Genomic DNA, 26,380 nt, shown 5'->3' with positions numbered 1-26,380 from the left:
GGCCGTCGCTCCTCCGCCCGGCCCCGCCGTCGCCCCGGACCCGTCGATCCCGCCGGCCCCGGTCGGGTACCCGCCCTACCAGCCGCCCGCCGCGCCGAAGAAGAAGCGCGGCGTGCTCATCGCCTCCATCGCCCTGGCCGTGATCCTGCTGCTCTGCGCCGGCGGCGGCGTCGTCGCGTTCCTGACGCTGCGCGACGCCGACAGCGGCACGGGGGCCAAGGAGCCGACGGTCGCGGTCGACGAGTTCCTCAAGGCCGTCTACCAGGAGCGCGACGCGGACCGGGCGGCCGGCCTGGTCTGCTCGTCGTCGCGGGACGAGAAGAAGATCGCCGCCAAGGTGGCCGAGGTCGAGAAGCACGTCTCGGCCCACCAGAACCCGCGGTTCCGGTGGAGCACCCCGAAGGTGGACAACCAGACCGGCGACCGCGCCACGGTCACCACCAAGGTCACCATGACCACCGCGGACGAGAAGGTGGCCGACCAGGACCTGCGGTTCACCGTGGTGAAGAAGACGGGTTGGTGGGTCTGCGAGGTCGCCTGAGCCCACGGCCTGGATAGGCTCGACGGGTGCGCGCAGCAGAGTCGCCGGCCGACCCGGCCGGCACCCAGTGGCCGGCCCGCCTCCACGTCGTGACCGGCAAGGGGGGCACCGGCAAGACCAGCGTCGCGGCGGCGCTGGCCCTCGCGCTGGCCGCCGGCGGCCGGCGCACGCTGCTGGTCGAGGTCGAGGGACGGCAGGGCATCGCCCAGCTCTTCGGCACCGATCCGCTGCCGTACGAGGAGCGGCACCTGACCGACGCGCCGGGCGGCGGGGAGGTGCGGGCCCTGGCGGTGGACGCCGAGGAGGCCCTGCTGGAGTACCTCGACATGTTCTACAAGCTCGGTGCGGCCGGCCGGGCGCTGCGCAAGCTCGGGGCGATCGACTTCGCCACCACCATCGCCCCGGGCCTGCGGGACGTCCTGCTCACCGGCAAGGTGAAGGAGGCGACCACCCGCACGTCCGGCCAGCGGCGCGCGTACGACGCGGTGGTGCTGGACGCGCCGCCCACCGGGCGGATCGGCCGGTTCCTCAACGTCACCGCCGAGACGGCCCGGCTGGCCAAGGTGGGCCCGATCAAGACCCAGAGCGAGGGGGTCGCGGCGCTGCTGCGCTCCCCGATCACCGCCGTGCACGTCGTCACCCTGCTGGAGGAGATGCCGGTCCAGGAGACGGTCGACGCGATCGCCGAGCTGACCCAGCTCGGCTTCCCGGTGGGACGGGTGATCGTCAACGGCGCCCGCCCCCCGCTGCCCGCGGGGCGGGTGGTGGCCGCCACCGAGCTGGAGCGGGGGCTGCGCGCCGCCGGGCTGCCGACCGACCGGGACACCGTCGCCGGGCTCGTCGCCGAGGCGCGCGACCAGGCCATCCGCCGCGAGCTGGAGGATTCGCTCCGCGCCGACCTGGTGGAGCTGGGGCTGCCGATGACCGAGCTGCCGCTGCTGCCCGACGGGGTGGACCGGGCCGGCCTGGACCAGCTCGCCGCGACCCTCGTCCGGGCGGATTGACTCACACCTGCGACCGGCCCGGGCGCACGGACCGACCCGGCCCGATACGCTCGATTGGTGCCTTCCGAAGACGCGGCGCCGCAGCTGGACGTCGACCAGATCCTCGCCGATCCGGGCGTCCGGATCGTGGTGTGCTGCGGGGCGGGCGGGGTGGGGAAGACGACCACGGCCGCCGCGCTCGCGCTGCGCGCCGCGGAGCGACACGGCCGGCGCACGGTGGTGCTCACCATCGACCCGGCCCGCCGGCTGGCCCAGTCGCTCGGGCTGACCGAGCTGGACAACACCCCCCGCCAGGTCAAGGGGATCGACGTCGAGGCCAGCGGCGGCGAGCTGCACGCCATGATGCTCGACATGAAGCGCACCTTCGACGACGTGGTGCTCCAGCACACCGACCCGGCGAAGGCGGCGGAGATCTTCGCCAACCCCTTCTACCAGGCCATGAGCTCGACCTTCGCCGGCACGCAGGAATACATGGCGATGGAGAAGCTGGGCCAGTTGCACGCCCGGGGCGAGTGGGACCTGATCGTGGTGGACACCCCGCCGTCCCGCTCGGCGCTCGACTTCCTGGACGCACCGGCCCGCCTGTCCCGCTTCCTCGACGGGCGGATGCTGCGCCTGCTGCTGGCCCCGGCGCGGACCGGCGGGCGGAGCATGTTCAGCCTGGTCACGGCCTCGTTCGGGATGTTCTCCAAGGTCGTGCAGAAGGTGCTCGGGGCCCAGTTGCTGACCGACCTCTCCGGTTTCGTCGCCGCGTTGGATTCGATGTTCGGCGGCTTCCGGCAGCGCGCCGAGCAGACGTACCGCATCCTCCAGGCGCGGGAGACGGCGTTCCTGCTGGTCGCGGCGCCGGAGCCGGACGCGGTCCGGGAGGCCGCGTACTTCGCGGGCCGGCTGCGCGAGGAGAAGATGCCGCTGGCGGGCCTGGTGCTCAACCGGGTGCACCGCTCGGCGGTGCCCGGGCTCGACGCGGCGGAGAGCCTGGCCGCCGCGGAGCGGCTGGCCGGCCTCGGCGGGCACGAGGGCACCGTCGACGTGCTGCGGGCCCACGCGACGCTGGCCCAGCAGGCGGTACGCGAGCGGCAGGTGGCGGCCCGCTTCACCGAGGCGTTCCCGGCGGTGCCGGCGGTGTCGGTGACGGCGCAGCCCGCCGACGTGCACGACGTCGACGGGCTGCGGACGATCGGCGCGGCGATCAGCCGGCCGTGACGGTGCTCAGCCGGCGGTGGTGACGAGGATCTTGTCCTTGCCGGTCTTGTCCTTGGCGTTCTTCTTCATCGCGGCCTCGAACATCTTGCGCCAGCTCGCCACCTGTGGGTGACGGCGCAACAGCGCGCGACGTTCGCGTTCGGTCATGCCGCCCCACACTCCGAACTCGATCCGGTTGTCCAGCGCGTCGGCCAGGCACTCGTACCGAACTGGGCAGCTCCGGCAGATCCGCTTCGCCACGTTCTGTTCGGCGCCCTGTACGAACAACGCGTCCGGGTCCCCGTTCTGACACGCCGCCAGCGACGGCCAGTCAGTGATCATGCCCATCTGTACACGTCCCCCCTTGCAGTACCTACCGACCCCGTCGCGGACCAGCCGGCAATCCCCCCGATCGCCCTGCCCGCCTTCCCCAAGGCGGCACGGACGACATGTGGCGCTGTCGCCGCCACCATCATGCTCTGTAGTCGCCTGATTACGCAACGTTGTCGGCGAAATCCATCATTCCGGACACTCCCGGCTTCCCGGGCTTCGCGACCGCCGGTTACCCCGTCGGGGTCCGTGAAAACGCTGCGGGCCCCCTCCGTCAGGAGGGAAACTCGGCGGCGGATTCACGCAACCACGCACCGGGGGTCATGCGTTTAGCACAACGAGGTCGGCGCGCGCAGGAAATGGGGAAAGAACGCCCCGGCGCCCCTCGTTCCCTACTCGCGTACCCTGTCGAGGTGACCTGGATGCGGAAACGTGACCACAATGTGCTGACCAACGCCGCATCGCTACTCATCTGTGGCCTGTTGGCCGGCGTGGTGGTCGCGGCGGCGGCCTTCCCCGCAGTGGCGATGTCCGGACTGGCCGCGAAGGCCGGCGCCGAGACCTTCGGCGCACTGCCCAAGGAGCTGACCGTGGCCCGCGCGCCACAGATCAGCTACCTTCTCGCCTCCGACGGCAAGACACCGCTGGCGACCATGTACGACGAGAACCGTCGCGACGTGAAGCTGGCCGACATCGCGCCCGTCATGCAGAAGGCGATCATCGCCGCCGAGGACCACGACTTCTACAAGCACAACGGCGTCGACCTCAACGGCATCGCCCGGGCCTTCGTCAACAACCAGTCCAACGCGTCCAGCCAGCAGGGCGCCTCGACGCTGACCATGCAGTACGTCCGGCTCGCCATCGCCTACTCGGCGAGCCACCCGGCGGACGTGGTCGCGGCCACCGAGGACACCAGCGCCCGGAAGCTGCGCGAGATGCGCTACGCGATCCAGATCGACAAGGAACTCTCCAAGGACGAGATCCTGGAGCGCTACCTCAACATCGCCGCGTTCGGCAACGGCGCGTACGGCATCTACGCCGCCAGCCAGGTCTACTTCAACAAGCCGCCGAGCAAGCTGAAGCTCGAGGAAGCGGCCATGCTCGCCGGCATGGTGAAGGCGCCGAGCACCAACGACCCGACCACCAAGAGCGGCCACGCGGCGGCCCTCGCCCGGCGCAACTACGTCATCCAGAACATGGTCGAGACCGGCGCCGTCACCCAGCAGGAGGCGGACGCGGCGAAGGCCACCAAGCTCGTGGTCACCGGCAAGCGGGCCCCCAACGGCTGCGTCTCGACCAACGAGAAGGGCTGGGGCTTCTTCTGCGACTACTTCTACCGCTGGTGGATGGGGCAGGAGACGTTCGGCTCGACCTCGTACGACCGGGAGCGGCGGCTGAAGAGCGGCGGCTACACCGTCATCACCACCCTGGACCCGCAGGCCCAGCGGGGCGCCGACAAGGCCGTCCGCAAGGCCAAGTCGGAGAAGAGCAAGGAAGCCGCCATGGTGGCGGTGGTGGAGCCGGGCACCGGCCGGGTGCGGGCGCTGGCGGTGAACCGGAACTTCAAGCTCGACGACCCGAAGAAGCCGGCCAACAAGGAGCACAGCGACCCCAAGCAGCGCAAGAAGGGCAAGCGCGGCAACTACCCGAACACCGTCAACCCGCTGCTCACCGGCGGCGACGGCATCACGGGCTACCAGGCCGGCTCGACCTTCAAGATCTTCACCATCGTGGCGGCGCTGGAGAAGGGCATCCCGCTCGGCTACACGATCAACGCCCCGCAGGCGTTCAAGTCGGAATACATCGTCGAGGCGGGCAGCCAGGCCGCCTGCCCGGGCACCAACAAGTACTGCCCGACCAACTCCGGCAAGAAGGCCGGCGGCGTGCAGAACATGTGGAGCGCCTTCTCCTCCTCCATCAACACCTACTTCGTGCCGCTCCAGCAGCAGGTCGGCGCGGAGAACGTGGTCGACGTGGCCAAGCGGCTCGGCATCCAGTTCCGGGTCAGCAGGGAGAACGACTGGGCCAACAACAAGGCGGCCGCGCACGACTGGGGCGCGTTCACCCTGGGCGTCTCGAGCACCACCCCGCTTGAGCTGGCCAACGCCTACGCCACCCTCGCGGCGGACGGCAAGTACTGCGAGCCCATCCCGGTGCAGATGATCAAGGACCCGGAGGGCAAGAAGCTCGACATCGCCAACCCGCGTTGCGAGAAGCGGGTCAGCACCGAGGTGGCCCGCGCCGCCGTCGACGCCGCCCGCTGCCCGGTCGGTGACAACTCCTCCACCAGCAAGTGCGGCGGCAGCCGTACGGCGGCCGAGGTCAAGCAGGTCGTCGACGCGCCGGTGGCCGGCAAGTCCGGCACCACCGACTCGGAGAAGAGCGCGGCCCTGGTCGCGATGACCAAGCAGTACGCGGTGGCCGGCATCATGGCCGACCCGGACTGGCCGCAGACCAACGTCAAGATGAAGCACAAGCAGAAGGACGGCATCAACCCGCCGGTCTACGAGACGCTGCGCGACGCCATGAAGGGCAAGGACCGGAAGAACTTCGAGCCCCCGGGCAAGAAGATCTCCGAGGGCGACCAGCGCCGGATCCCCGACGTGAAGTGCCTCGACCCGGAGCAGGCGAAGTCCCGGATCAAGGCGGAGGGCTTCGACGCGATCATCTCCGACATCAAGGTCCCGTCGAGCTGCCCGGCCGGCAAGGCCGCCGGCACCAGCCCCGACGGCCGGACCATCAAGGGCGGCGTGGTCACCATCCAGATCAGCTCCGGCGGCGGCACCGCCCCGGGCACGACGCCCGACAACAACCGGCCGCCGAACACCCCCGGCCGACCGCCGGGTCGATCCGGCGGCTGAGCCGGCCGGACGAACGCCACGGGCGGGCACCCTTCGCGGGGTGCCCGCCCGTTTCGCGTACGCGGGTCGGTGCGGCCGGAGTCAGAGGCCGAGCTGTCGGCGTACCTCGGCGGCGACGCGACCGCCCTCGGCCCGGCCGGCCACCGCCGCCTGGGCCGCCTTCATGGCCGGGCCCATCTGCGACTTGCCGGTGAAGCCGCCCGCGGCGAGCGCCCCCGAGACCAGCTCGGTCAGCTCGGCGTCGGGGAGCTGCTTCGGCAGGTAGCGCTCCAGCACCTCGCCCTCGGCGATCTCCTTCGTGGCCTGCTCGGTGCGGCCGGCGTCGCCGAAGGCGGTGGCGGCCTCCCGGCGCTTCTTCGCCTCCTTGGTCAGCACCGCGAGCACCTCGTCGTCGGTGAGCTCGCGCTTGGCCTTGCCGGCGACCTCGGCGGTGCCGACGGCGGCAAGCGCCATCCGCAGCGTGGAGGTGGTCAGTTCGTCGCGCGCCTTCAGGGCGGCGCGCATGTCGGCGGTCAGACGGTCCTTCAGCGTGCTCATGGTCGGTGAAACTACCCTGAACGGCATGCGAAAGCGCACACTATTCCGGCTCGCGACCGGGACCGCCGCGCTCGGCGCGGCGACCCTGGCCTACGCGTCACTCGTCGAGCGCAACATGTTCACCCTGCGGCGGTACGACGTGCCGGTCCTGCCGGCCGACGCGGAGCCCCTGCGGGTCCTGCACCTGTCGGACCTGCACATGATGCCCGACCAGGGGCGTAAGCAGCGCTGGGTGGCGTCGCTGGCCGCCCTCGACCCCGACCTGGTCGTGGTCACCGGGGACAACATGGCGCACCCCGGCGCCGTGCCCGGCGTGCTGCACGCCCTCCAGCCGCTGCTCGACCTCCCGGGGGCCTTCGTCTTCGGCTCCAACGACTACACCGGGCCGGTCTGGAAGAACCCGTTCACCTACTTCCTGCCCGACCGGGAGTACACCGAGGGCGTCGAACTGCCGCACGAGGAGCTGCGGGACGTCTTCGTCGGCGCCGGCTGGGCGGACCTGAACAACGCCCGCACCACCGTCAAGGCCGGCGGCCGGGTCGTCGAGCTGCTCGGGGTGGACGACCCGCACGTCGAACGGGACGACTACGACTCGGTCGCCGGGCCGGTGTCGCCCACCGCCGACCTGTCGATCGCGCTCACCCACTCCCCCGAGCCGGCCGTCCTCGACCGGATGGCCGCCGACGGCTTCGGGCTGATGCTCGCCGGGCACACCCACGGCGGCCAGGTCTGCGTACCGGGGGTCGGCGCCCTGGTGACCAACTGCGGCCTGCCCCGCTCCATGGCACGCGGCCTGCACCGTTGGCCCGGCTCCGACTCGTGGCTGCACGTCTCCGCCGGCCTCGGCACCCACCCGACCGCGCCGGTCCGGTTCGCCTGTCCGCCGGAGGCGAGCGTGCTCACCCTGATCCCTCGCTGACCCACGCGCCGGTGATCCGCCGGGCTGCCGCCTACGGCCCGGCGGCTCGGCGGCTCGGCCGGTTGACGAGCGAGGCGGAATTGGCTGCCGGCAGGCAGCCGTGCAGGGTGAGCGTCGGATCCGTCCGGGGACCTGGCTGTGTTCGCCCTGTCGAGCTGAGTCGTTCACGACATCAGGCGCCAGACGGGGTCGGCGCCCGGCGGGTACCGCACGGTCCGGGAGGACCCGCAGGGCGGTGGGGGTACCGAGTTGGACCACCGACGGGGGTGGGCTACTATTTGTCGGCACGCCTCGGGGTGTGGCGCAGCTTGGTAGCGCGCTTCGTTCGGGACGAAGAGGTCGTCGGTTCGAATCCGGCCACCCCGACCAGAGGTAAGAGCAGGTCAAGGCCCCTCCAACGAGGGGCCTTGATTCGTTTCTGACGATCATTGCTTTCTCGAAGGCAGCGAACGACGCGAGCACCCTGCGATCCCGGTCTCGAGTCGAGTGCGTGTAGCGGTCCAAGGTGAGCCCAAAACGGGACGTGACCAGCGCGGCGACCAGGCTGCCGCAGGCCACGGCAGGGCGCACCTGAGTTCCGCTTCAACGTCTGATGGTCGCCGGTCTTTGCGGTTGTGCCACGGAACCGGGAGCAGGGGGATGTGGTTGTCACGCTCCGAATCGTCGACTGCGGGCCGAGTAGGAGCGCAGGGCGCGCAGGAAGTCGATCTTCCGGAAGCCGGGCCAGTACACGTCGCAGAAGTACAGTTCGGAGTAGGCGGCCTGCCAGAGCAGAAACCCGGACATGCGGCGTTCTCCGCTCGTGCGGATGACCAGATCAGGGTCGGGTTGGCCGCCGGTGTACAGGTGCGCCGCGAGAGCCTCGGCGGTTAGTCGTTGTGCGACGTCGTCGAGTGTGGCGCCCGCTCGTGCCTCCTGTTCCAGCAGGGAACGAACTGCACTGACGATTTCCTCGCGGCCGTCGTAGCCGATGGCGACTGTGAGATGGAACTCGGCACCGCGTTCGCGGGTGGCGTCTTCCGCGAGTTTCAGGGCGTGGCGTGTCGAGTCGGGTAGGACGTCGGCGCGGCCGGCCAGGTGAAGCTGCCAGGGATTGGCCGGGCGGAGGAGCGGCTCCGCGACGACCTCCTCGATCATCCGCATCAGGTTCTCCACCTCTTCGGATGCCCGTTTACGCATGTTGTCGACGGAGGCGATGAACAGAGTGACGTGATGGATGCCCATGTCGGCACACCAGCCCAGTACCTCGTGGACGTGTTCCGCGCCGTACCGGTGGCCTATCCCGGGGTCATCGAAGCCCGCCTGCCTGGCCCACCGGCGGTTCCCGTCCATCACCATTGCTACGTGCCGTGGCAGCGACTTCCCGGCCAGCTGGGCGCGGAGGCGGCGGGTGTAGAGCCGGTAGGCGCCACGGCGTATGGGCTGCACCATGATCGAATGAAATCACCTCATCGGCGCTGGCGTTGGCCCGCGCGGACTGTCGACAGCAACGGTGACAGCTACGAGCCGGAACAAAGACGCCCACGCCCGGCGTCGCGTGGACGGTCGGTCGAGGCGGGCGACGGATGCGGACGCAGGCAGACGAACCGCACGGTTCTTGTAAGCGAGGCGTCGTGCCTCGGAAAGCGACCCCGGCTTACCGGGGAAGCGGGTTGGCGACGTAGACGCCCTTGCCTTGTCGGCCGTCGATCAGGCCTTCGGCCTTGAGTAGGAGCATGGCGGCGCGAATAACGGTGTTGCTGACCTTGTAGTGCTCGCAGAGGGCGGCGAACGAGGGCAACTTGTCGCCCGGCTTCAACTGGCCGGAGCTGACCTGCTCGCGGATCTCCCGGGCGACCTGTAGGTAGGCAGCTTCAGACATAGGTGGTGCTCCCAGCTTGGCGGCTGGTGCAAGCAGACCACACCTCCGGCTCGACTTACAACGCTATGTGTCGTAGCTGTTGACCCTGCGCACATTGCGTCTTAAGTTGCTGGTGGGGCTACCCAGCTTGGCGGCCGGGTCGTCCTGCCGTGGGTGCCCTGTCTCCGGACACGGCTGACCGGGCACCCACGGGACCCCAGCGTCGGCGGGAGGCGTGATGACCAGACCGAACGATGCAACTGGTTCGACCGCAGGTCCCGTGCGGGACACCGGCTACCACCAGAGGCAGAACAACAGCCGGCGACGCGTGTCCTACGACGAGTACGTCTTGGCGGCGGCGTTGACGCTCGCCCGCCGGCACCGGCCTGTCTGGTCATGGCGGCACTGGCGGCGTATCTGCCGCTGTGGAAGCGACCTGCCGTGCCGAAGCCGTCATCCCATCCCGATCAACCGGGGCCACTGGCCGAGCCAGGATGCGCCGCGATGACGACACACCTCCCGGTCACACCGGCTTGGACGTGCTGCGGCTGCGGTGCCGACTGGCCCTGCCAGCCCAGACGGCGCGAACTACGAGCGGAGTACGACCGCGCCCCGGTGTCGCTGGCCCTCTACCTCGCCGCCCAGCTCGTCGACGCCGCCCAGGACCTGGCCCACATCCCCGCCGGAAACCTGCACCACCGATTCCTCGGCTGGACCCGATGAGCATCCTGCGGCCCGGCGACGAGAAGTTCCACTACAGCGACGGCTCCCACAAGTGGATCCCACCCGACCCCGACTACGACCAGGAGGTCTGGAACGAGCAGGTCCGCCAGCACAAGGAAGGCCACCTGAGAAACGAGCAGCCCAAGGTCCGCATCCAGCGCCTCATCTGACGCCAGCAGTACAGCAGCGAAGTACAGCAACCGTGTCAGCCGAACCAGGCCAAGCCGAGCCTCAGCAGAGCCCGTGACCTCGGGAGCAGCCTGACCCGACCACGATGCAGCCAGTTCGGGACGAAGAGGTCGTCGGTTCGAATCCGGCCACCCCGACCGAGATGGGCAAGGCCAGGTGAGATGTCATCTCACCTGGCCTTTTGCCACATCCGGCTTGATCTAGCTCGTTGAGCTACGCCACTGTCGTCCCGCCGCCTTGGTCGTCGTTCTCGTCGGGAGTCAGCGAACGACTCCCGCACCCGGTCCGCGCCGGCCTCGAACGCGTGCGTGTAGCCGGGCCGCGCGGGACTTCGGGTAGGGCTTGAAGGTTCTCCGCGATGATGCGATCCCGCACGGCCAGCGCCAGCACAGCCCGCAGCGGCGGCAGCACTTCCGGACGGTCGCCGGGGCCAAGCGCTGGTCCAGCTCGGTTGCCCACGCCACCGCGCCGTGGCCGCCCGGTACGACAAGTTAGCCGTACGTTACGAAGCCACCATTCACGTCACCGCCATCAACAAATGGCTACACGCACTTCGAGACACGCCCTAGCCGCGGGCGGGCGAGTCCAGGTGCTCCCCGAGCAGGCGCTGGGCGATGACCCCTTCCGTGACCGCTCGCTGACCGGCGTAGCAGACCCAGTGCAGCCCAGTGGCGTCCACACCCTTGCATCCGCCCGCGATATTGCCCTGATCGTCAACGAACGCGTGCTTGACGTCGGTGTAATCGGTCGCTGCGGGCCGAGGTGCCGTCTTTACCTTCTCCCGCTTAGCGGGATTGGGCAGCACGTCTGACTTCGGCGCGCGGCTGAGAGTGCAGTCGAAAACGACGTGGTCGGTCGTGGTGCACGACGGGTCGGTGCCCTCGAAGATCACGGCAGCGCCGGGCATGCCGCTGGCCACGGTTTCCTCGGTGAGGTATGCGACAGCGGCCGCCGTACCGACACCGGCCGCAACCACTCCGGCGGTAATCGCTGTGATCAACCCGGCCCGCGACAGTCGGCGACGACTCCTGCTGACCGGGGCAATCTGCCGGCTGACGGCGTGCTCGAGTTCGTCGCCGAGCCGGATCAGGTCCGGGTGCAACTGACTGGTCATGACGAGCCTCCGTAGAGCTGGTTGGTCAAAGCGATCTGGTCGGTCGGAGCAGGGTGCGCAGGGAGGCGAGGCCACGTGATACGCGGATGCGTGCTGCCGTGGGGGAGCAGTCGAGGGCGTCACCGATCCGCTCGTATGTCTGATCGTGAAGCACACGTAGTTCAACGGCGGTGCGCTGCGCGGCCGGCAGTGCCGCGAGCGCGATCTCTAGATCTGCGTCCATTCCGTCGAGCCAACTCTGTTCTGGTTCAACGACAGCTCGGTCCGCCCTGACATGCAGTCGGGCGCTGGCGTCGGCGGCCATCCGCCGATCCCGGACTGCCTTCAGGAGCAAATTACGAGCTATCCCGAACAGCCATGGGCCCACAGATCCCTCGCGCTGGTCAGCGAACCGGCCTCGCGACTCCCACGCTTGGGCGAACGTCTCGGCCGTCAGATCAAGTGCTGCGTCGTGGTCACCTGTGCGCCGGTTGAAGAACCCGTGGATCGCCTGCGCGTAGCGCTCGTACAGCTCGCGGAAGGCCAGTGCATCCTGCCCTGAGACGGCGAGCAGTTCGACATCAGACCTCACCCGCACTCCGATCCATGTTCGCCCTCGGCACGTTGACCTCCAGGTAGTGGTGCTTGCACCTTGTCTATGCCAGGAACCCAGCCCCATGTTTCACCGACTCAGGACCTTCTCGTATACGCCGCTGGCTGGAGCAGCACGAGCGGAGGGCCGATCCCATCAGAGACCGGCCCTCCGCCGATGATGGTCGGATTGAGGGGCTAGCCGCGGGCGGGCGAGTCCAGGTGCTCCCCGAGTAGGCGCTGGGCGATGACCCCTTCCGTGACCGCTCGCTGACCGGCGTAGCAGACCCAGTGCAGCCCAGCGGCGTCCACACCCTTGCATCCGCCCGCGATATTGCCCTGATCGTCAACGAACGCGTGCTTGACGTCGGTGTAATCGGTCGCTGCGGGCCGAGGTGCCGTCTTTACCTTCTCCCGCTTAGCGGGATTGGGCAGCACGTCTGACTTCGGCGCGCGGCTGAGAGTGCAGTCGAAAACGACGTGGTCGGTCGTGGTGCACGACGGGTCGGTGCCCTCGAAGATCACGGCAGCGCCGGGCATGCCGCTGGCCACGGTTTCCTCGGTGAGGTATGCGACAGCGGCCGCCGTACCGGCACCGGCCGCAACCACTCCGGCGGTAATCGCTGTGATCAACCCGGCCCGCGACAGTCGGCGACGACTCCTGCTGACCGGGGCAATCTGCGGAGTTCGTTGTTCATTCATTGGCACGTGAACCTCCAGGTCGTGGGCTTGCACCTGGTGTATGCCAGAAACCCGGTCCGATGTTTCACCGGATGAAGACCACAGCCCACAAGGGTGTGGTTTGAGCGTCAAGGCGGGCAATCGACCGGCTTTCCAGCGGAGCAGAAGCGGCATCGACGGCTGGGCTGGTCTCAGTTGTGGCCTCATCCGCCGATTGGGGATCTCACCCCCTGTAACACCGGCACCCGATGATGCTGCGGACGGCCCCCTGCCTGCTGCTGCGATCAGCGGCAACCGGACCGGCCATGACCTCACCGGATCGACCATGACCAAGACGTCTGGGGCGTGCAGCAGCGCCCGAAAGGCTGTTGCCGCCCATCGAGCCTGCACGATTTGATGTCCACAACTTTCCGGCCGGACGATCCCGGCTGGATACGGGGAGGGCCATCCACTGTGATAGTTACCTGGCCACGTCGTGGCCTCATCGGCGCGCTCGCGCTGACGCTGGGCGTCAGCGGGCTCGCCCTCGTCGCGACCGGCAGTCCCGCCGTCGCGGCACCGCACTACGAAAGCGCTCCGTCGATCCAGATCGGCTGGACCGACTCCGCCACGCCGCGCAAGGCGTACGGGTGGAACGACGAGACACACATGCCGCTCGGCACGTCCGTGGACGACGCGGGGGTCAGCCACACCTCCCGGGTCTACGCCACCTTCGATCTGTCCGCCTACGAGGGCCGGAAGATCTACGGTGGGACGGTCTTCATCGAGGAGTACAGCGCCGCCGACTGCGGAAAGCGGGCGATCGAGATCTGGCGCACCAAGCCGGTGAGCACCACGCCCACCTGGAACAGCGCTCCTGAGCCGCTGACCAAGCTGGACGAGGTCCTCACCCCGGAATGGTGCCCGAAGGCGACCCTGTCGTTCGACGTCGGTGCCGCCGTGCAGGACGCTGTGGCGCGCAAGCAGCGCCGGATCACGTTCGAGATCCGCGTCCCGGAAGCCAACGAGAGCGACCCGGCCTACGGTCGTCGGCTCAACTGGTACCGCAGCGTCGGCCTGACCACGCAGTACAACTCGGTGCCGAAGGGCGACAACGCCCACCTCTACAACGGCGGGTTCCCGTGCACCCAGTTCCGTCCGTACCCACGGCTGGCCGGCTTCGCCAACGTGCTCCAGGCCCTCGGCACCGACGCGGACCCGGATGACGAGTACCGCCTGACCAGTGAGTTCGCAATCTGGCCGACGGGCGATGCGGCGGCCCGACAGGTCTTCACCAGCCAGCACGCCATCTCGGGTCGGGTGCACACGGCCAACCTGCCAGCGGGCACGCTCGTCGACGGCAAGTCGTACGCCTGGCAGGCCCGGGTGGGTGACGGGGCGGACTTCTCGGCCTGGTCGAAGAAGTGCTTCTTCACCTACGACGACACCAGCCCCACGGCACCGACGGTTGCCTCCGCGAACTACCCGGCCACCGACACCGGCCAGCAGGCCCCGGCGGGTGTGCCGGGCGTCTTCACCTTCTCCGGCGGCGGCAACAAGGACGTGGCGGGCTTCCAGTACTCGTGGAACGGCCTCGGGGTGAACACGTGCGCGGCCACGGGCGACCTGGGCCAGTTGGTCTGCCGCGATCCGTTCAGCCTGCCGAACACGGTCAGGGCGGACGTCCCTGGCGGCTCGGCGACCGTGACGCTGAACCCGACCGGGGCCGGGCCGCAGCAGTTGACCGTGCGTTCCCTCGACCTCGCCGGCAACATCTCGGCTCAGACCGTCTACAAGACGATGATTCCCTGGTCCGCGCCGGATGTCCGGGTCGAGAACGGAGATCCGCAGTGGGGACAGGAGGTGGTGCTGAAGTTCGCCCCGGCGGCCGGCGTCACCGGCGTCCGCGAATACGAGATCGTCCTGGACAACGGGGATCGCGAGACGAGGCAGGCCGCCGAGGACGGCACCGCGCACTTCAGCTTCATCGCCGGCAATCCGCATGGGCACTCGGTGCGGGTACGCAGCAACAGCGACAACGGCTTCGTCTCCACAGAGGCCAGTTGGTCGACCTACTTCTACCCCGGCCCGGGCGTCAAGTCGGACGTCTACGTCCAGCCGCCGGACGGTTCGCCGGTCGGCGGAGTGGGAGTCGCAGGCACCTTCACCTTCTCCCCGCCGCCGGGCTGGACGGACACCGTGGCCTACCGGTACTCCTTCGTCGACGGCGAGGAGCTGACCGAGATCGCGGCTGATGCCAATGGTCGCGCAACGGTCACCTGGACGCCGACGACGAGCGGTTGGGTGCTGTTGACCGTGTACGCCGTCAAGCCCGACGGCACCTTGAGCGAGTACGGCAACTGGTACTCGTTCGAGGTGGCGGCCAGTTCCTGAGCCCTGCTCGTAGGTGACGGAGGGCCTGGCACCTGCCGGGCCCTCCGTCACGTACGACGACGCCGGTCAGTCCTGCTGTTCGGTGCGGGCGATCTCGGCGAACGCGGCGGTCAGGTAGCCCTCGACGGGCCGGCCGGTGACGGCGAGCAGGTCGGCGACGAGCAGCGGCGCGTGCCGCGCCACGGCGGGCGGGTCCGGCGGCGACTCGTCACCGTCCGGGTCGTAGACGCCGAGGGCGCCCGCCAACAGGACGAGGACCACGTGCGGGTCGACGTCGGGCCGCCACTGCGCGGCGTCGCGGACGCAGCCTTCGAGCACCTGGCGGACGTCGTCGCCGTCGAGGCCGTCGGGGTGGGTCTCCTCCAGCAGCAGCCGGACCACCGCGCCGAGCACCAGACCCGACCGTTCGGCCGCCGCGAGCCGGGCCACCGCGACGTCGTACGCCTCGGAGGCGCGCTCGCGGGCGGCGGCGACCGCGTCGGTGGTGGCGGCGGCGATCTCGCGGGCCGGTGCGGGCAGGTGTCGCCAGGCTGTGGTCATCCCGACCAGGATCGCAGAGAGGTACGACGCCGCGCCGACGCGCCTGCGGTGTGACCCCGCGCACACGGCGAACGGGAAACTCGGCGCGAAAAGGCCTCGCGCCGTGTCACACCCAGCACACAGAATCGGGGGATGCTCAGTCGCGCCCTGCCCCGCCGTTCCGAAGCCCGGCGGATGCTCATCGGCACGCTGTTGTCGGCGATCGGGCGCGGCCTCACCCTGCCGTTCCTGTTCATCTACCTGACCGACGTCCGGGGTCTCACCGACACCCGCGCCGGCCTGGTGATCGGCTGGTACGGCGTGATCACCCTGGCGCTCTCGCCGATCGGCGGCGCGCTCATCGACCGGTTCGGCGCCCGCCGGATCCTGCTGTCGGGCCTGCTGATCGAGGCGGTCGGCACCGGGTCGCTGGCCCTGGTCGACTCGAGCGCCTCGGCGTTCGGGGTGATGACGCTGGTGGCGATGGGCAGCTCGGTCATCTGGCCCGGGCAGAACACGATCCTCGCCTCGCTCACCGACGCCGACGAGCGGCAGCGGGTCTTCGGGCTGAACTTCGCCCTGCTCAACCTCGGCATCGGCGTCGGCGGCCTGACCTCCGGCGCGATCGTCGACACCGCCCGCGAGGTCACCTTCCAGGCGATCTACGTGCTCGACGCGATCAGCTACCTGATGCCCGCGCTGATCCTGCTGACCCTGCCGCACGTGGGCCACCGGCTCGCCGCCGGACCGGCCGGGGAACGGACGTCGGCCGGCGGCTACCTCACCGTGCTGCGCGACCGTCCGTTCCGCCGACTCGTCATCTTCGGCCTCGTCCTGACCACCTGCGGCTACGCGCAGATCGAGGTCGGCTTCACCGCCTACGCCATACGGGTGGCCGAGGTGACGCCGCGCGTGGTCGCCTGGGCGCTGGCCGGCAACACGGTGATGATCGTGCTCTCCCAACTGCTGGTCCTGCGGCGGATGGAGGGGCGCAGCCGCACGGGCGGGCTGGCGGTCGTGGGCGGGGTCTTCGCGATCGCCTGGCTGGTCCTGGGGGCCGGGGGCGTGGTCGGACCGGGCAACGCGCTGCTTGCCGCCCTCTGCGTCGTGGCCTGCTCGGCGATCTTCGGCTTCGGCGAGACGCTGCTGTCGCCGGTGATGCCGGCGCTGACGAACGCGCTCGCCACGGACGCGCTGCGCGGCCGGTACAACGCCATGAGCTCGATGATCTTCGGCATCAGCGGCGTGATCGGCCCCGTCACGGCGGGCCCGCTGCTCGGTGCGGCCGACGGCCGGATCTGGGTCGTGGTGGTCGTCAGCGGCTGCCTGGTGGCCTCGCTCATCGCGCTCTCCCTGCGCCGGCTGCTCACGCCGGCCCAGGACGGCCGCGCGCCGGCCGCCCCGCCGGCCACCGAACCGGCCCCCGTGCAGGCCTGACCGCACCGCCCCGCCGCGCACGCGGACCGTGGACGGCGGGCACCGAGCGTCCGGTCCCCGGCGCTGCTGACGGCGACGGGCCCCGGAGAATCCGCCAGGGATGCTCCAGGGCCCGTCAGGTGCGTACCGCTGCCGTCAGGCGGTGGGGACCTCCGCGGTGGTCCGGATGCGGTCCAGAGCCGGCGCCGAGACCGGGGACTCGGCGGTCAGGTAGGCCACGAACGCGTCCAGGTCGATCATGCCGGTGACCGCGTTGGTGCCGCCGGTGAGGACGGTGAAGCCGTCGCCGCCGCCGGAGAGGAAGTTGTTCACCGTGACCCGGTACGTGGCGTCGGCGGTTACCGCCACCCCGCCGAGGGTGAGGCTGCCCCGGACGACCCGGGTGCCCGTGCAGGCGTCGGCGACGGTGCCGGTGGTGCCGGCCGGGTCGACGACGTAGCGGACGGTCGACGACGGGTAGAGCGTCCGGCCGGTGACGAACTGCTGCTCCAGCATGCAGTAGAGCTGGGCGCCGGTGAGGTCGAGCGTCACGAGGTTGTTGCCGAACGGCTGCACCGTGAACGCCTCCTCGTAGGTGACCGGGCCGGCGTCGAGGTCGGCGCGTACGCCACCGGGGTTCATGAAGGCGGCGACGGCGCCCTGCTCGTCGTCGGTGGCGGCGAGCTGCGCGTCGGCGATCACGTTCCCCAGCGGGGACTCGCCCAGGGTCGTACCGAAGAGGGTCTCCTGGGTCTTCTTGATCTCCGTGGTGGTCTGGCCGACCTCGCGGCCGGCCACCGGGCCGAGCACGGTCTTGTAGCGGTTGATCAGCGCGGTCTGCGCCGGGTCCTTGGGGAGGTCCCGGGTGACCACCACGTTCTCGGCCTTGGCGCTGATCACGTCGCCGGTGCGCCGGTCGATGGAGAGGTCGATGTCGGTGACCAGGCGACCGAAGGAGCTGGCGCTGGTGACCAGCTTGCCGGCGATGTCGCAGTTGTACGCCTGGTGGGTGTGGCCGCTGACGACCACGTCGATGGACGGGTCCATCCGGTTGGCGATGTCCACGATGGGGCCGGAGATGCCCTTGCAGTCGTTGATGCCGCCGGTCGCGTCCTGGGTGCCGCCCTCGTGCAGCAGCACGACGATGGTCTCGACGCCCTGGCGGCGCAGCTCGCGGGCGTACCGGTTGGCGGTCTGCGCCTCGTCGGCGAAGGTCAGGCCGGCGACGCCCTGCTGGCTGACGATCCGCGGGGTGCCCTCCAGCGTCATGCCGATGAAGCCGACCTTGACGCCCTGCACCTTGTGGATGGCGTACGGGGCCAGCAGCGGCTGGCCGGTCGCGGTCTTGAACGCGTTCGCGGAGAGGTACTGGAAGCCGGCGCCCTCGTACGGGGTGCCGTCGACGCAGCCGTCGACCGGGTGGCAGCCGCCGTTCTGGATGCGCAGCAGCTCGTCGGCGCCCTCGTCGAACTCGTGGTTGCCGACGCTGGCGTAGTCGAGCCCGGCCAGCGAGAGCGCCTCGATGGTCGGCTCGTCGTGGAACGCGGCGGAGAGCAGCGGGGAGGCGCCGATCAGGTCGCCGGCCGCCACGGTGATGGTGTTCTGCTTCTTGGCGTGCCTGCGCAGCTCGGCGAGCTGGGTGGCGAGGTGTTCGGCCCCGCCGGCGGGCTGCCCGGCGATGCTGCCGCTGGAGCCGGACGGCGGTTCGAGGTTGCCGTGGAAGTCGTTGAGGGCGAGCAGCTTGACGGCGACCGGCTTCGGGCCGGCGTCCGCCTGGTCGGGGGTGGTCGTGACCGCGCCGAAGGCGGTCACGGCGAGCGCGGTCAGGCCGATGGCGGCCCGGCGCATCCCGGGGATGGACATGGAACTCCTCGTGGGAAGCCGGCGCGGGCACCCGGGTGACGGTCCACCCCGGGGGCGGGCCGCGCCGTCGACAGGTTCGGTCGCGGTGGCGAGGGTGGCCGAGCGCCGCCGCGTCGCGGACAGCCTCTCATCGTCGCCCGCCCCGGTCGACCGGGGCGGGGGTGCAGACCTGCGCAAACTCGCGGCCGGCGACCGTCCGGACGGGCGTTTCCGACATGCCCGGCAGCCTGGGCGCCGGCCGGCGGAGGGGTGCCGCCGGCCCCGGCTGCCCGGGGCCGGCCGCCCGCCTCAGCAGTACGTGTAGCTGCCCTTGCTCCCCCACGAGCAGGAGTCGATCAGGGTGCCGGACGAGTTGCGCAGGGACGCCTTGTCTCCGGTGTTGTTCCAGATGTAGGCGCCCGAGCCCCAGTAGCGGTGGGTCGAGCTGTTGGTGCCCTTCCCGGTGTGCACGAAGACGCTGGCGCCCGGGGCCAGCCGGAAGTCGCCGGAGAACTTGTAGACGTGGTTGGACTGGTCGCGCAGCGTCCAGTACTTCAGGTTGACGGTGGTGGAGCGCCGGTTGGTCAGCCGGACGTACTCGGCGTTCAGGCTGGAGTTCGAGCGGTTGTCGGCGCCCGGCGAGTTGTAGTAGGCCTTGGTGATCTGGACGGCCGGGGTGGCGGCCTGGGCCGGGCCGGCGGTGGTCAGCGACACGCCCACCGTGACGGCGAGCGCCACCGCGAGACCGATCAGCCTTCTCCTCATGCGATTCCCCCACACAGACGGCCGGTCGTGGTGCCGGCGGATGAGCCGTACCCGCGCACGGCCGGCCGAGGTTATCGATCTCCTGCGGTGATTGTGGACGGTGAAACGGCCGCCCCGGGCGATTGCGTCCGCCCGGTTGATCCGCTGTCGGCCGGCGGGACGTGCGCCGCTCGTCCGACCGACCGCCGGGGTCACCGTGCGGCGCGACGGCGGCCACCGAGCGTCCCGCCCCCGCCCGCGTTCGGCGTCGGAGGCCGTACGGTGCGTCGGTCAGCCCGGCACCTCGGGCAGGTCCGTGGTCAGCCCGGCACCCTCGCGCCCGTCCGTGGTCAGCCCGGCCCCCTCGCGCCGGTGCGTCCCGGCGAGCAGCGCCGCGACGGCTGCGGCGTCCCAGGCGCCGGCGACCCCCGGCCGAGCCAGCAGGTACTGGGCGATCCGGTCGGCGTCCCAGCCGTGCGACTCGCGCAGGCCACGGGCGATCATGTTGAGGTAGGCCGGGGCCGGGGCCTGCCACGGCACCTCGGACGCCGCCCACGGGGCGGTGAAGGTCAGCAGCGGGAGCCCGTCGAGCCGGCCGGGGCAGAGCAGGGTCTCGTACCGGCCGGGGCCGAGGGTGGCCCTCCCGGTGGCGACGGCCTCGGCGATCAGGCCGGCGTCGGCACCGGGTTCCCGGTACATCTCCTGGGCGGCCACGTCGGCGAACTGCCCGACGTCGAGCAGGTAGGCCCGGGCCGCCGCCTCGCCGGGGAGCGCCGGGTCGTAGAACGCCATCCCGCCGGTCCAGGCCCGCGACTCGCCGGCGAAGTAGACGCCGCCGGGCAGCGACACCGGCACCGTACGCCTGGGGGGTCGCGGGTCCCGGCAGCCCGGATACGTCCGCCGCCCGCCGGGCGGGCAGCCTCCCGCCAGGTAGAAGCCGAGCCGGGCGGCGTGCATGTTCGACCCGTACGCGACGTACCAGACCTCGCCCACCACGGCCGACCGGTCCCGGCGGTCAGAAGCCGCAGGTCATGCCGGCGGCGTGGCTGGCCTGCACCAGGTGCGTGGCGCAACCGCTCCCGGTGACCTTGTGCAGCAGGAAGCCGGTCGGCTCGACGACCCAGCCGAACTGGTCGTCGGCGCTGGTGGTGAGTGAGCTCTGTCGCCAGGTGCTCGGCGCGGTGGTGAGCACCGTGCCGGCGAAGGTCACGGTGACCGGGCGGTGGACGTGCCCGGCGACCACTCGGACCACGTGCGGGTGGCGGGCGATCACCTCGGCCAGCTCGTCGCCGTCGGTCAGCCGGATGTCGTCGAGGAACGGGATGCCGACCGGTGCCGGCGGGTGGTGCAGGCAGACCACGGCCGGCACCTCGGGTCGACCGGCCAGCACCCCGTCCAGCCAGCCGAGCTGGTCCTCGCCGAGGCAGCCGGCGTCGCCCCCGCCCGGCATCAGGGAGTCCAGCACCACGACAGTCGCCTCCGGGTGGTCCACGTGGTAGTGCGCCGAGAAGCCGCCGCCGAGCCACGGCGTGCCCCCGAAGGCGTCCAGCAGCGACTCCCGGTCGTCGTGGTTGCCGGCGACCAGGTGCACCGGCAGCGGGAACCGGCCGATGACCTCGCGCAGGGTCGCGTACTCGTCGGGGCGGCCACGGTCGACCAGGTCGCCGGTGATCACCACGCAGTCGGGCCGTGGGTTCAGCGCCAGCACCCGGCCCAGGGCGCGGTGCAGGCCGGCGGCCGGCTCGGCGGCGAGCACGCCGGTGGTCAGGTGCGGATCACTGAGCTGGGCGATGAGCATCGGTGCCTCCACTCGACCGGAACCCTCACGCTATCGCCGCGAGCCCCGGCGCGCGGCCCGCCCGTACCCACAGGCCCTGTCCACAGCCTGTGGATGGCACATGTGTACGAAGGCGTCGACGATCTTGATTCCGGCTGGTCCCGCGCCTGCCTGAGTACCCTTGATCGCGGGCCCGCCCGCCGGTCGCGGCCCTCCCTACCTGGAACGACGTGCCGAGTGGATCACGAGCGAGTCATCCGTGACGTCACGGTCCGCCTCCCCATGGCGTCGACCGTCGTCGAGGCGTGCCGGTGGACCGTCACCGCGCTCGCCCGCCACGCGCCGGCCACCATCTCCGTCCTGCTGCACGTCCACGACCGGCTCCGCTGCGTCGCGGCCACCGGCTCCTGGCAGGTCTTCTCCACCGTGCCGCCGAAGACCGGGATCGTGGGCCGGGTGTACGCCTCCGGCGAGACCGCCGTCGTGCCCGACGTCGCCGCCGACCCCGACTACATCCCGGTACGCCCCGACGTCACCGCCGAGGTGTGCGTACCGGTGCTGGACCCGGCGGGCCGGCCCATCGGGGTGCTGGACCTCCAGTGGTGCGGCCCGGCCGACCTCGGCCCGTGGCGCGACACCGCCGAACGGCTGGCGGCCCGCCTCGGGGCCCGGATCGTGGCGCTCGGCGGGCCACCGCCGGAGAGCCGCAGCGAGAAGCTCCTGCGGCACGCCGCCGCGCTGACCTCCGCGTCGACGGAGTGGGACCTGTTCGCCGCCGCGATCGCCGCCGCCCGGGACGTGTCCACGCTCTCCGCGGCGGTACTGGTGCTCGCCGGCCCGGACGGGCCCCGCCTGGGTACGCCGCCGGCCACCCCCGGCGAGCTGGAGGCCCGGATCCGGGCGGAACTGACCGAGGCGGACCCCGCCGCGCTGGACGGACTCGTGGCTCGCGCCCACCGCCACGGCGTGGGCTACACGCTCGGCGAGGCGGGACACCCGCCCGTGCCCGACCACCGGCCGCTGACCCGGGCCGGGGTGCGCACGCTGGTCGCCGTGCCCGTCGGCCGGCCCGACGACGGCGGGGTGCTGCTGGTGGCCGACGAACGGCTGCTGCGCCCCGACCCGACCACCGTCAACCTGCTGGAGTTGCTCGCCGGCCAGGCGTGGAGCTGCCTCGACCGGCTGCGTACCCTGGCCCGCCTGCGCGAGCAGGCCAACTCGGACCCGTTGACCGGGCTGCGGCACACGGGGCCGTTCGGCCAGCGGATCGCCGTGGCCACCCCGGGGCGTACGGCCCTGCTGGCGATCGACGTCGACGGCTTCAAGGCCGTCAACGACACGTACGGCCACCAGGCCGGCGACCGCGTGCTCGTCCGGCTGGCCCGGGCCCTGGAGGGGGCGCTGCGGCACGGCGACGAGCTCTACCGGATCGGCGGTGACGAGTTCGTGGCGGTGATCGAGGTGGGGCGCCCCGAGGAGGCGGTTCGGATCGCCGAGCGCCTGGCCGAGGCGGCGCGGCAGATCGGCCGCACGATCAGCGTCGGGGTGGCCCTTCCCCGCCCGGGAGAGTCACCCGAGGCCACGCTGCGCCGCGCCGACCAGGCGCTCTACGCGGTGAAACACCACGGCCGCGACGGCGTACGCCTGGCCCCCGCCTGACCGCCTCCGTCCGGTCACCGTCGGCGGCGGGCGACGTTCACCGGCTTCTGCTCGTTCGGGGGCATCTCGACCCGGGCGACGCCGGCGTGCCACCGGGTGTGCAGCGCGGTGTCCGCGATCCACGCCCCGCACCGGTGGCAGACCTCGACGTCCTTCGGTCGCCGCCCCGCGGGCAGCAGTTCCCCGCCGGCGTTGTCGGTCCCCGTGAGCGGGTTGGCCTCGTTGTCGGCGAGCATCCAGAGCCGGTGCCACGTGGTCTTGATGTCCTCCCGGGAGACCCCGAGCGCGAGCAGCAGCTCGGTCAGGTTCTCCCACTTCGGCGGCTTCCTGGCGGTGAAGATGCGGCTGATCGTGGAGGTCGACAGGCCGATCGAGGTGGTCCGGATGATCGTGCGGTAGGACGGGTTCCCCGCCTGCCGGTAGGTCAGCTTCAGCTGACGGACGAGTTCGGTGAGGTGAGGGCTGCCGGTCTCGGAGCCTGGGCCCTCACGCCCGGCGTTGTTCGTGTTCGTGGACATCGGCGGCGCGCCGTGGTCGCCGGTGCCGGACGCGGGTCCGGCACCGGCGCGCTTCGTCGGCGCTACACCCCCCACCGAGGGCCAGGCGCCCCGAGCAGCCAGGTGGAGACCCGGCCGGCGACGGCGCCGGTCAGACAGACCGCCAGCGCGACCTCGGTCGGTGGCCGACCGGTCAGCAGCACCGCACCCGCGAGGACGGCGACCGCCGCGGTCACGAGTGCCGTGGGCAGCGGCCCGTGGACGCCAACGGTCCGGCGGGCCACCTCGCCGGCCAGCAGGACGACCGCACCCGCCGTCAGCAGGGTCTCGTCCAGGGCGCGCCCCGACAGCAGCAGGGCCACCGACGTGGCGATCACGATCACGATCACGATGACGCCGGGCCACCAGGCCCCCGGCTGCGGGGCCGGTTGCCGGGTTGCCGGGAGGCCGCATGGAACGGCCGCCCGGCGGGGGTCGAGGGATGGTTGTTCGGTCATCCGGCTCGGAACTCCTTCGGTCGTGGCGGCCGCGCGGCCGCCGCCGAGTTGACCGGGGCGGGCGTCCGCCCCGGCGGGTGGGGCGGAGGCAGCGCCTCCGCCCCGGTGGTGCTGGTCCGGGCCTCCTGGGGGAGTCGGTTGTTGCGCACAGCGCGGGCCCGCGACGCGGGCCCGCGTACCGCCCCTGGTTGCAGCCAGTGGCTGGCGGTACCCGACCATCATCGGGCACGGAACCGGCCCAACTGAAGCGCGTGAACCAAGCTGAAACGCCGGGACGGCCGCCGCCGGACACCGTTGTCGTCAATGCGCGGAACCGGCGCAGAAAACCGTACGTCCGTCCTGCGCGAACCCGCGACGCGAACGGAATTGTCGATACGCACCGAAAAACAGAAACCCCCCGCTGCAACGGGGGGTTTCCATTTGCGCTTCTTCCGAAATCCGGCCCGGACCAGCAGGCAGCAACTCGGAGGTTTTCCCGATGGAGAAAACCGGTAGCGCTGATCGGCCGACACTGGCAGCCGAGTCGGCTACAGGTTTCCCGATCGGGCGGGATACCTCAACCCACGGAGCCGGACCTGCAACGGGATGAAACACATCGAAGCACGAACATGAGGCAATGCCCCACCCCTTCGGCCCTTCGTCCCATTTAAGCCTTTTGAAGGTTGATCCACCAGCTCCATCCGGAGAAAGTTTCATCCCAGCGTGATCACACGGCGACCGAGAGTCCGATCGACACTCGGTCACGTTGACACCGATGGCCCGAACAGCCCGAACCGGATCCCCCGAACGTGAGGTTTCACGAGGAGACGGTCCAGGATTATTCGACAGTCAGTTGACAGCCCGCCAGGAGTGCCGACGGCCGGGAGCCAAAAGGACATTACCGGCAGGTAGCTCCACCTCGGGGGCAACGACCGATGCCGAACTGGCGACACCTGGAGCATCTGCAATCGATACCGGCGAATGCCGCTTTCTGAGCGCAAACGGTGAGCCGGCCGGCGCTCCCAAGGCGGGCGACGGGGCGGGGGGCGACCGGTGGGACCCATCGATGCCCAACGATCGATCCCGGCCGCCCGCGCTGGCCGGAGCCGGCGAAAAATCCTCCCGCTCCGGCGTGTCGCCGCTGCAACATCGGCTGCCGCACTGCGCGACATGGCGCGCCCGCGCGGCGATTCGGGCAGCAACGCGCGCGACTGTCGGCATCACGACGCGGGCGCCGAGCGGCGGGCAGACCGACCATGGAAATTCCACGATTGAAAATTGCACACTTCGAGATCGCAGTTGCCGGCGGACCATTTTCGGCGCCGCCCGGCGCTCTTTCCAGTCGGGCACGTCGGCTCCGGACGGGGCGTGGGCGCACCCCGCGGCAGAGCATCGTCGCACCGCGCGGCAGCGCCTCGGCGCCGAGGTTCGTCGCCTCGTGTTCCGCGCGACGGAGCGCCACGAGAGCAAACCCTCGCGGCAGCGCCTCGGCACGCCGCCGTGAGACGTGCCGGGGTGGCTCAGCGGGGGGTGAGTTCCTTGGCGAGGAGTTCGGCTATCTGGGCCGTGTTCAGGGCGGCGCCCTTGCGGAGGTTGTCGCCGGTGACGAAGAAGTCCAGGGCGCGGGGGTCGTCGACGGCGCGGCGGATCCGGCCCACCCAGGACGGGTCGGTGCCGACCGCGTCGATCGGCATCGGGAACTCGCCCGCGGCCGGGTCGTCGACCAGGATCACCCCGGGCGCGTTCCGCAGCACCTCGCGGGCGCCCTCGGCGTCCACCTCGGTGGCGAAGACCGCGTGCACCGCGACGGAGTGGCCGGTCACCACCGGCACCCGTACGCAGGTGGCGGAGACCTTCAGGTCGGGCAGCCCGAGGATCTTGCGCGACTCGTTGCGCAGCTTCATCTCCTCGGACGACCATCCCGCGTCGGCCAGGGAACCCGCCCAGGGCACCACGTTGAGCGCCAGCGGCGCGGGGAACGGGCCCACGTCGTCGCCGACCGCCTGGCGTACGTCGCCGGGGCGGGAGCCGAGCACCCGGTCCCCCGCGATCTTGGTGAGCTGGGCGTGCAGGGTGTCCACGCCGTTCTGGCCGGCGCCGGAGGCCGCCTGGTAGGAGGCGAGCACGAGTTCGCGCAGCCCGTACTCGCGGTGCAGCGGGGCGATCGCGATGATCATCGCCAGCGTGGTGCAGTTGGCGTTGGCGATGATCCCCTTCGGCCGGTTGCGTACCTGCTCAGGGTTGATCTCCGGCACCACCAGCGGGACGTCGCGGTCCATCCGGAAGGCGCCGGAGTTGTCCACCGCGACGGCCCCGTGGCCGACCGCGATCGGGGCCCACCGCGCCGAGACCTCGTCCGGGACGTCGAACATCGCCACGTCGACGCCGTCGAACGCCTCCGGGGTCAGCGCCTGGACGGTCAGCTCCTCGCCCCGGCACCGCACCCGCCGCCCGACCGAGCGCTCGGAGGCGAGCAGCCGGATCTCGCCCCAGACGTTCTTGCGGCCGCTGAGCAGCTCGCACATCACCGTGCCGACGGCACCGGTCGCCCCGACCACGGCCAGGGTGGGCAGCGGCGACACG

General features: G+C 70.9%; 26 protein-coding genes and 1 tRNA gene. 12 read left to right on the top strand and 15 right to left on the bottom strand.

Annotated elements, in window-relative coordinates; genetic code table 11:
* From F6X68_RS07665 to F6X68_RS07655, 3 genes are all read left to right on the top strand, one after another.
* A partial coding sequence (locus F6X68_RS07665) for a hypothetical protein (protein ID WP_225852049.1) occupies nucleotides 1-541 on the top strand: 541 nt, incomplete at its 5' end.
* 26 nt (nucleotides 542-567) lie between these two features.
* Nucleotides 568-1,545 carry an ArsA-related P-loop ATPase gene (locus F6X68_RS07660; protein WP_151453589.1) on the top strand — a complete coding sequence of 326 codons (978 nt, stop codon included), beginning with the start codon at nucleotides 568-570 and terminating at the stop codon, nucleotides 1,543-1,545.
* A 54-nt stretch (nucleotides 1,546-1,599) separates the two neighbouring features.
* Nucleotides 1,600-2,751 (top strand): ArsA-related P-loop ATPase, encoded by a 1,152-nt coding sequence (locus F6X68_RS07655; RefSeq protein ID WP_192581315.1) that lies wholly within the window; start codon nucleotides 1,600-1,602, stop codon nucleotides 2,749-2,751.
* A gap of 6 nt (nucleotides 2,752-2,757) precedes the next feature.
* Here the strand turns inward: F6X68_RS07655 and F6X68_RS07650 are convergent, their stop codons facing one another.
* Nucleotides 2,758-3,078 (bottom strand): WhiB family transcriptional regulator, encoded by a 321-nt coding sequence (locus F6X68_RS07650; protein ID WP_132238543.1) that lies wholly within the window; start codon nucleotides 3,076-3,078, stop codon nucleotides 2,758-2,760.
* Between the two features lie 404 nt (nucleotides 3,079-3,482).
* Between F6X68_RS07650 and F6X68_RS07645 the strand changes: the two genes are divergently transcribed.
* Entirely contained in the window at nucleotides 3,483-5,921 is a 2,439-nt protein-coding gene (locus F6X68_RS07645; protein WP_151453587.1) for a penicillin-binding protein, read from the top strand.
* An 81-nt stretch (nucleotides 5,922-6,002) separates the two neighbouring features.
* On the opposite strand, the gene F6X68_RS07640 is transcribed toward F6X68_RS07645, so the two are convergent.
* Entirely contained in the window at nucleotides 6,003-6,458 is a 456-nt protein-coding gene (locus F6X68_RS07640) for a GatB/YqeY domain-containing protein (protein ID WP_151453586.1), read from the bottom strand.
* 25 nt (nucleotides 6,459-6,483) lie between these two features.
* Between F6X68_RS07640 and F6X68_RS07635 the strand changes: the two genes are divergently transcribed.
* On the top strand, nucleotides 6,484-7,377 hold the full coding sequence (locus tag F6X68_RS07635) for a metallophosphoesterase (protein ID WP_151453585.1): 894 nt from the start codon (nucleotides 6,484-6,486) through the stop codon (nucleotides 7,375-7,377).
* Between the two features lie 292 nt (nucleotides 7,378-7,669).
* Nucleotides 7,670-7,746 (top strand) — tRNA-Pro (locus F6X68_RS07630).
* 279 nt (nucleotides 7,747-8,025) lie between these two features.
* On the opposite strand, the gene uppS is transcribed toward F6X68_RS07630, so the two are convergent.
* Together uppS and F6X68_RS07620 are read right to left on the bottom strand one after the other, a co-directional pair.
* Nucleotides 8,026-8,808, bottom strand: a complete 783-nt coding sequence (uppS, locus tag F6X68_RS07625) for a polyprenyl diphosphate synthase (RefSeq protein ID WP_151453584.1) — start codon at nucleotides 8,806-8,808, stop codon at nucleotides 8,026-8,028.
* Between the two features lie 205 nt (nucleotides 8,809-9,013).
* Nucleotides 9,014-9,238, bottom strand: a complete 225-nt coding sequence (locus F6X68_RS07620) for a winged helix-turn-helix domain-containing protein (RefSeq protein ID WP_151453583.1) — start codon at nucleotides 9,236-9,238, stop codon at nucleotides 9,014-9,016.
* A gap of 483 nt (nucleotides 9,239-9,721) precedes the next feature.
* Between F6X68_RS07620 and F6X68_RS07610 the strand changes: the two genes are divergently transcribed.
* Both F6X68_RS07610 and F6X68_RS33405 read left to right on the top strand, forming a co-directional pair.
* A complete protein-coding gene (locus tag F6X68_RS07610; RefSeq protein WP_151453582.1) occupies nucleotides 9,722-9,940 on the top strand; it encodes a flavin reductase in 219 nt (72 codons plus the stop codon).
* Nucleotides 9,937-10,110 (top strand): hypothetical protein, encoded by a 174-nt coding sequence (locus F6X68_RS33405; RefSeq protein WP_165947716.1) that lies wholly within the window; start codon nucleotides 9,937-9,939, stop codon nucleotides 10,108-10,110. Before F6X68_RS07610 ends, F6X68_RS33405 begins: the two co-directional genes overlap by 4 nt.
* A 584-nt stretch (nucleotides 10,111-10,694) precedes the next feature.
* Here the strand turns inward: F6X68_RS33405 and F6X68_RS07600 are convergent.
* The 3 genes from F6X68_RS07600 to F6X68_RS07590 all read right to left on the bottom strand — a co-directional run bounded on the left by F6X68_RS07600 (nucleotide 10,695) and on the right by F6X68_RS07590 (nucleotide 12,548).
* On the bottom strand, nucleotides 10,695-11,243 hold the full coding sequence (locus F6X68_RS07600; RefSeq protein ID WP_225852048.1) for a hypothetical protein: 549 nt from the start codon (nucleotides 11,241-11,243) through the stop codon (nucleotides 10,695-10,697).
* Nucleotides 11,244-11,268: 25 nt separating this feature from the next.
* A complete protein-coding gene (locus tag F6X68_RS07595; protein ID WP_151453580.1) occupies nucleotides 11,269-11,814 on the bottom strand; it encodes an RNA polymerase sigma factor in 546 nt (181 codons plus the stop codon).
* A gap of 197 nt (nucleotides 11,815-12,011) precedes the next feature.
* A complete protein-coding gene (locus F6X68_RS07590) occupies nucleotides 12,012-12,548 on the bottom strand; it encodes a hypothetical protein (protein WP_225852047.1) in 537 nt (178 codons plus the stop codon).
* 399 nt (nucleotides 12,549-12,947) lie between these two features.
* Here F6X68_RS07590 and F6X68_RS07585 point away from each other — a divergent pair, with 399 nt between their 5' ends.
* Entirely contained in the window at nucleotides 12,948-14,867 is a 1,920-nt protein-coding gene (locus tag F6X68_RS07585; protein ID WP_151453579.1) for a hypothetical protein, read from the top strand.
* A 66-nt stretch (nucleotides 14,868-14,933) separates the two neighbouring features.
* Here the strand turns inward: F6X68_RS07585 and F6X68_RS07580 are convergent, their stop codons facing one another.
* A complete protein-coding gene (locus F6X68_RS07580) occupies nucleotides 14,934-15,407 on the bottom strand; it encodes a hypothetical protein (RefSeq protein ID WP_151453578.1) in 474 nt (157 codons plus the stop codon).
* Between the two features lie 132 nt (nucleotides 15,408-15,539).
* Here F6X68_RS07580 and F6X68_RS07575 point away from each other — a divergent pair, with 132 nt between their 5' ends.
* Nucleotides 15,540-16,823, top strand: coding sequence for an MFS transporter (locus F6X68_RS07575; RefSeq protein WP_151453577.1), 1,284 nt, complete (start codon nucleotides 15,540-15,542; stop codon nucleotides 16,821-16,823).
* Nucleotides 16,824-16,958: 135 nt separating this feature from the next.
* Here F6X68_RS07575 and F6X68_RS07570 read toward each other — a convergent pair whose 3' ends face one another.
* The 4 genes from F6X68_RS07570 to F6X68_RS07555 form a co-directional block, all read right to left on the bottom strand.
* Nucleotides 16,959-18,665: a bifunctional UDP-sugar hydrolase/5'-nucleotidase gene (locus tag F6X68_RS07570; RefSeq protein ID WP_151453576.1), complete on the bottom strand. Its 1,707-nt coding sequence runs from the start codon at nucleotides 18,663-18,665 to the stop codon at nucleotides 16,959-16,961.
* A gap of 288 nt (nucleotides 18,666-18,953) precedes the next feature.
* Nucleotides 18,954-19,409: a lamin tail domain-containing protein gene (locus F6X68_RS07565; RefSeq protein ID WP_151453575.1), complete on the bottom strand. Its 456-nt coding sequence runs from the start codon at nucleotides 19,407-19,409 to the stop codon at nucleotides 18,954-18,956.
* Nucleotides 19,410-19,679: 270 nt separating this feature from the next.
* Nucleotides 19,680-20,384, bottom strand: coding sequence for a histone deacetylase (locus tag F6X68_RS07560; protein ID WP_225852046.1), 705 nt, complete (start codon nucleotides 20,382-20,384; stop codon nucleotides 19,680-19,682).
* 19 nt (nucleotides 20,385-20,403) lie between these two features.
* Nucleotides 20,404-21,186 carry a phosphodiesterase gene (locus tag F6X68_RS07555; protein ID WP_151453574.1) on the bottom strand — a complete coding sequence of 261 codons (783 nt, stop codon included), beginning with the start codon at nucleotides 21,184-21,186 and terminating at the stop codon, nucleotides 20,404-20,406.
* 216 nt (nucleotides 21,187-21,402) lie between these two features.
* Between F6X68_RS07555 and F6X68_RS07550 the strand changes: the two genes are divergently transcribed.
* A complete protein-coding gene (locus F6X68_RS07550) occupies nucleotides 21,403-22,824 on the top strand; it encodes a diguanylate cyclase (protein ID WP_151453573.1) in 1,422 nt (473 codons plus the stop codon).
* A 14-nt stretch (nucleotides 22,825-22,838) separates the two neighbouring features.
* On the opposite strand, the gene F6X68_RS07545 is transcribed toward F6X68_RS07550, so the two are convergent.
* On the bottom strand, nucleotides 22,839-23,342 hold the full coding sequence (locus F6X68_RS07545; protein ID WP_151453572.1) for a helix-turn-helix transcriptional regulator: 504 nt from the start codon (nucleotides 23,340-23,342) through the stop codon (nucleotides 22,839-22,841).
* Nucleotides 23,343-23,404: 62 nt separating this feature from the next.
* Nucleotides 23,405-23,710 carry a hypothetical protein gene (locus tag F6X68_RS07540; protein WP_151453571.1) on the bottom strand — a complete coding sequence of 102 codons (306 nt, stop codon included), beginning with the start codon at nucleotides 23,708-23,710 and terminating at the stop codon, nucleotides 23,405-23,407.
* Nucleotides 23,711-24,863: 1,153 nt separating this feature from the next.
* On the opposite strand from F6X68_RS07540, the gene F6X68_RS07535 reads away from it, so the two are divergent.
* Nucleotides 24,864-25,301 carry a hypothetical protein gene (locus F6X68_RS07535; RefSeq protein ID WP_151453570.1) on the top strand — a complete coding sequence of 146 codons (438 nt, stop codon included), beginning with the start codon at nucleotides 24,864-24,866 and terminating at the stop codon, nucleotides 25,299-25,301.
* A 16-nt stretch (nucleotides 25,302-25,317) separates the two neighbouring features.
* Here F6X68_RS07535 and F6X68_RS07530 read toward each other — a convergent pair whose 3' ends face one another.
* Nucleotides 25,318-26,379, bottom strand: coding sequence for an aspartate-semialdehyde dehydrogenase (locus F6X68_RS07530; protein ID WP_151453569.1), 1,062 nt, complete (start codon nucleotides 26,377-26,379; stop codon nucleotides 25,318-25,320).
* Between the last annotated feature and the right edge of the window lies 1 nt (nucleotide 26,380).

Origin of the sequence: Micromonospora sp. AMSO12t (assembly GCF_008806585.1) — a bacterium.
Lineage (GTDB): Bacteria > Actinomycetota > Actinomycetes > Mycobacteriales > Micromonosporaceae > Micromonospora > Micromonospora reichwaldensis.
The sequence above is the reverse complement of the archived record's forward strand: the minus strand, read 5'-3'. Positions and strand labels throughout refer to the sequence as shown.

What these genes read in the sequence shown, in the direction of transcription:
- F6X68_RS07645 (WP_151453587.1), top strand. Translation starts at nt 3,483, where the DNA reads ATGCGGAAACGTGACCACAATGTGCTGACCAACGCCGCATCGCTACTC.
- uppS (WP_151453584.1), bottom strand. Translation starts at nt 8,808, where the DNA reads ATGGTGCAGCCCATACGCCGTGGCGCCTACCGGCTCTACACCCGCCGC.
- F6X68_RS07580 (WP_151453578.1), bottom strand. Translation starts at nt 15,407, where the DNA reads ATGACCACAGCCTGGCGACACCTGCCCGCACCGGCCCGCGAGATCGCC.
- F6X68_RS07600 (WP_225852048.1), bottom strand. Translation starts at nt 11,243, where the DNA reads ATGACCAGTCAGTTGCACCCGGACCTGATCCGGCTCGGCGACGAACTC.
- F6X68_RS07610 (WP_151453582.1), top strand. Translation starts at nt 9,722, where the DNA reads ATGACGACACACCTCCCGGTCACACCGGCTTGGACGTGCTGCGGCTGC.
- F6X68_RS07535 (WP_151453570.1), top strand. Translation starts at nt 24,864, where the DNA reads ATGCCCAACGATCGATCCCGGCCGCCCGCGCTGGCCGGAGCCGGCGAA.
- F6X68_RS07620 (WP_151453583.1), bottom strand. Translation starts at nt 9,238, where the DNA reads ATGTCTGAAGCTGCCTACCTACAGGTCGCCCGGGAGATCCGCGAGCAG.
- F6X68_RS07555 (WP_151453574.1), bottom strand. Translation starts at nt 21,186, where the DNA reads ATGCTCATCGCCCAGCTCAGTGATCCGCACCTGACCACCGGCGTGCTC.
- F6X68_RS07635 (WP_151453585.1), top strand. Translation starts at nt 6,484, where the DNA reads ATGCGAAAGCGCACACTATTCCGGCTCGCGACCGGGACCGCCGCGCTC.
- F6X68_RS07565 (WP_151453575.1), bottom strand. Translation starts at nt 19,409, where the DNA reads ATGAGGAGAAGGCTGATCGGTCTCGCGGTGGCGCTCGCCGTCACGGTG.
- F6X68_RS07545 (WP_151453572.1), bottom strand. Translation starts at nt 23,342, where the DNA reads ATGTCCACGAACACGAACAACGCCGGGCGTGAGGGCCCAGGCTCCGAG.
- F6X68_RS07650 (WP_132238543.1), bottom strand. Translation starts at nt 3,078, where the DNA reads ATGGGCATGATCACTGACTGGCCGTCGCTGGCGGCGTGTCAGAACGGG.
- F6X68_RS07570 (WP_151453576.1), bottom strand. Translation starts at nt 18,665, where the DNA reads ATGTCCATCCCCGGGATGCGCCGGGCCGCCATCGGCCTGACCGCGCTC.
- F6X68_RS33405 (WP_165947716.1), top strand. Translation starts at nt 9,937, where the DNA reads ATGAGCATCCTGCGGCCCGGCGACGAGAAGTTCCACTACAGCGACGGC.
- F6X68_RS07640 (WP_151453586.1), bottom strand. Translation starts at nt 6,458, where the DNA reads ATGAGCACGCTGAAGGACCGTCTGACCGCCGACATGCGCGCCGCCCTG.
- F6X68_RS07575 (WP_151453577.1), top strand. Translation starts at nt 15,540, where the DNA reads ATGCTCAGTCGCGCCCTGCCCCGCCGTTCCGAAGCCCGGCGGATGCTC.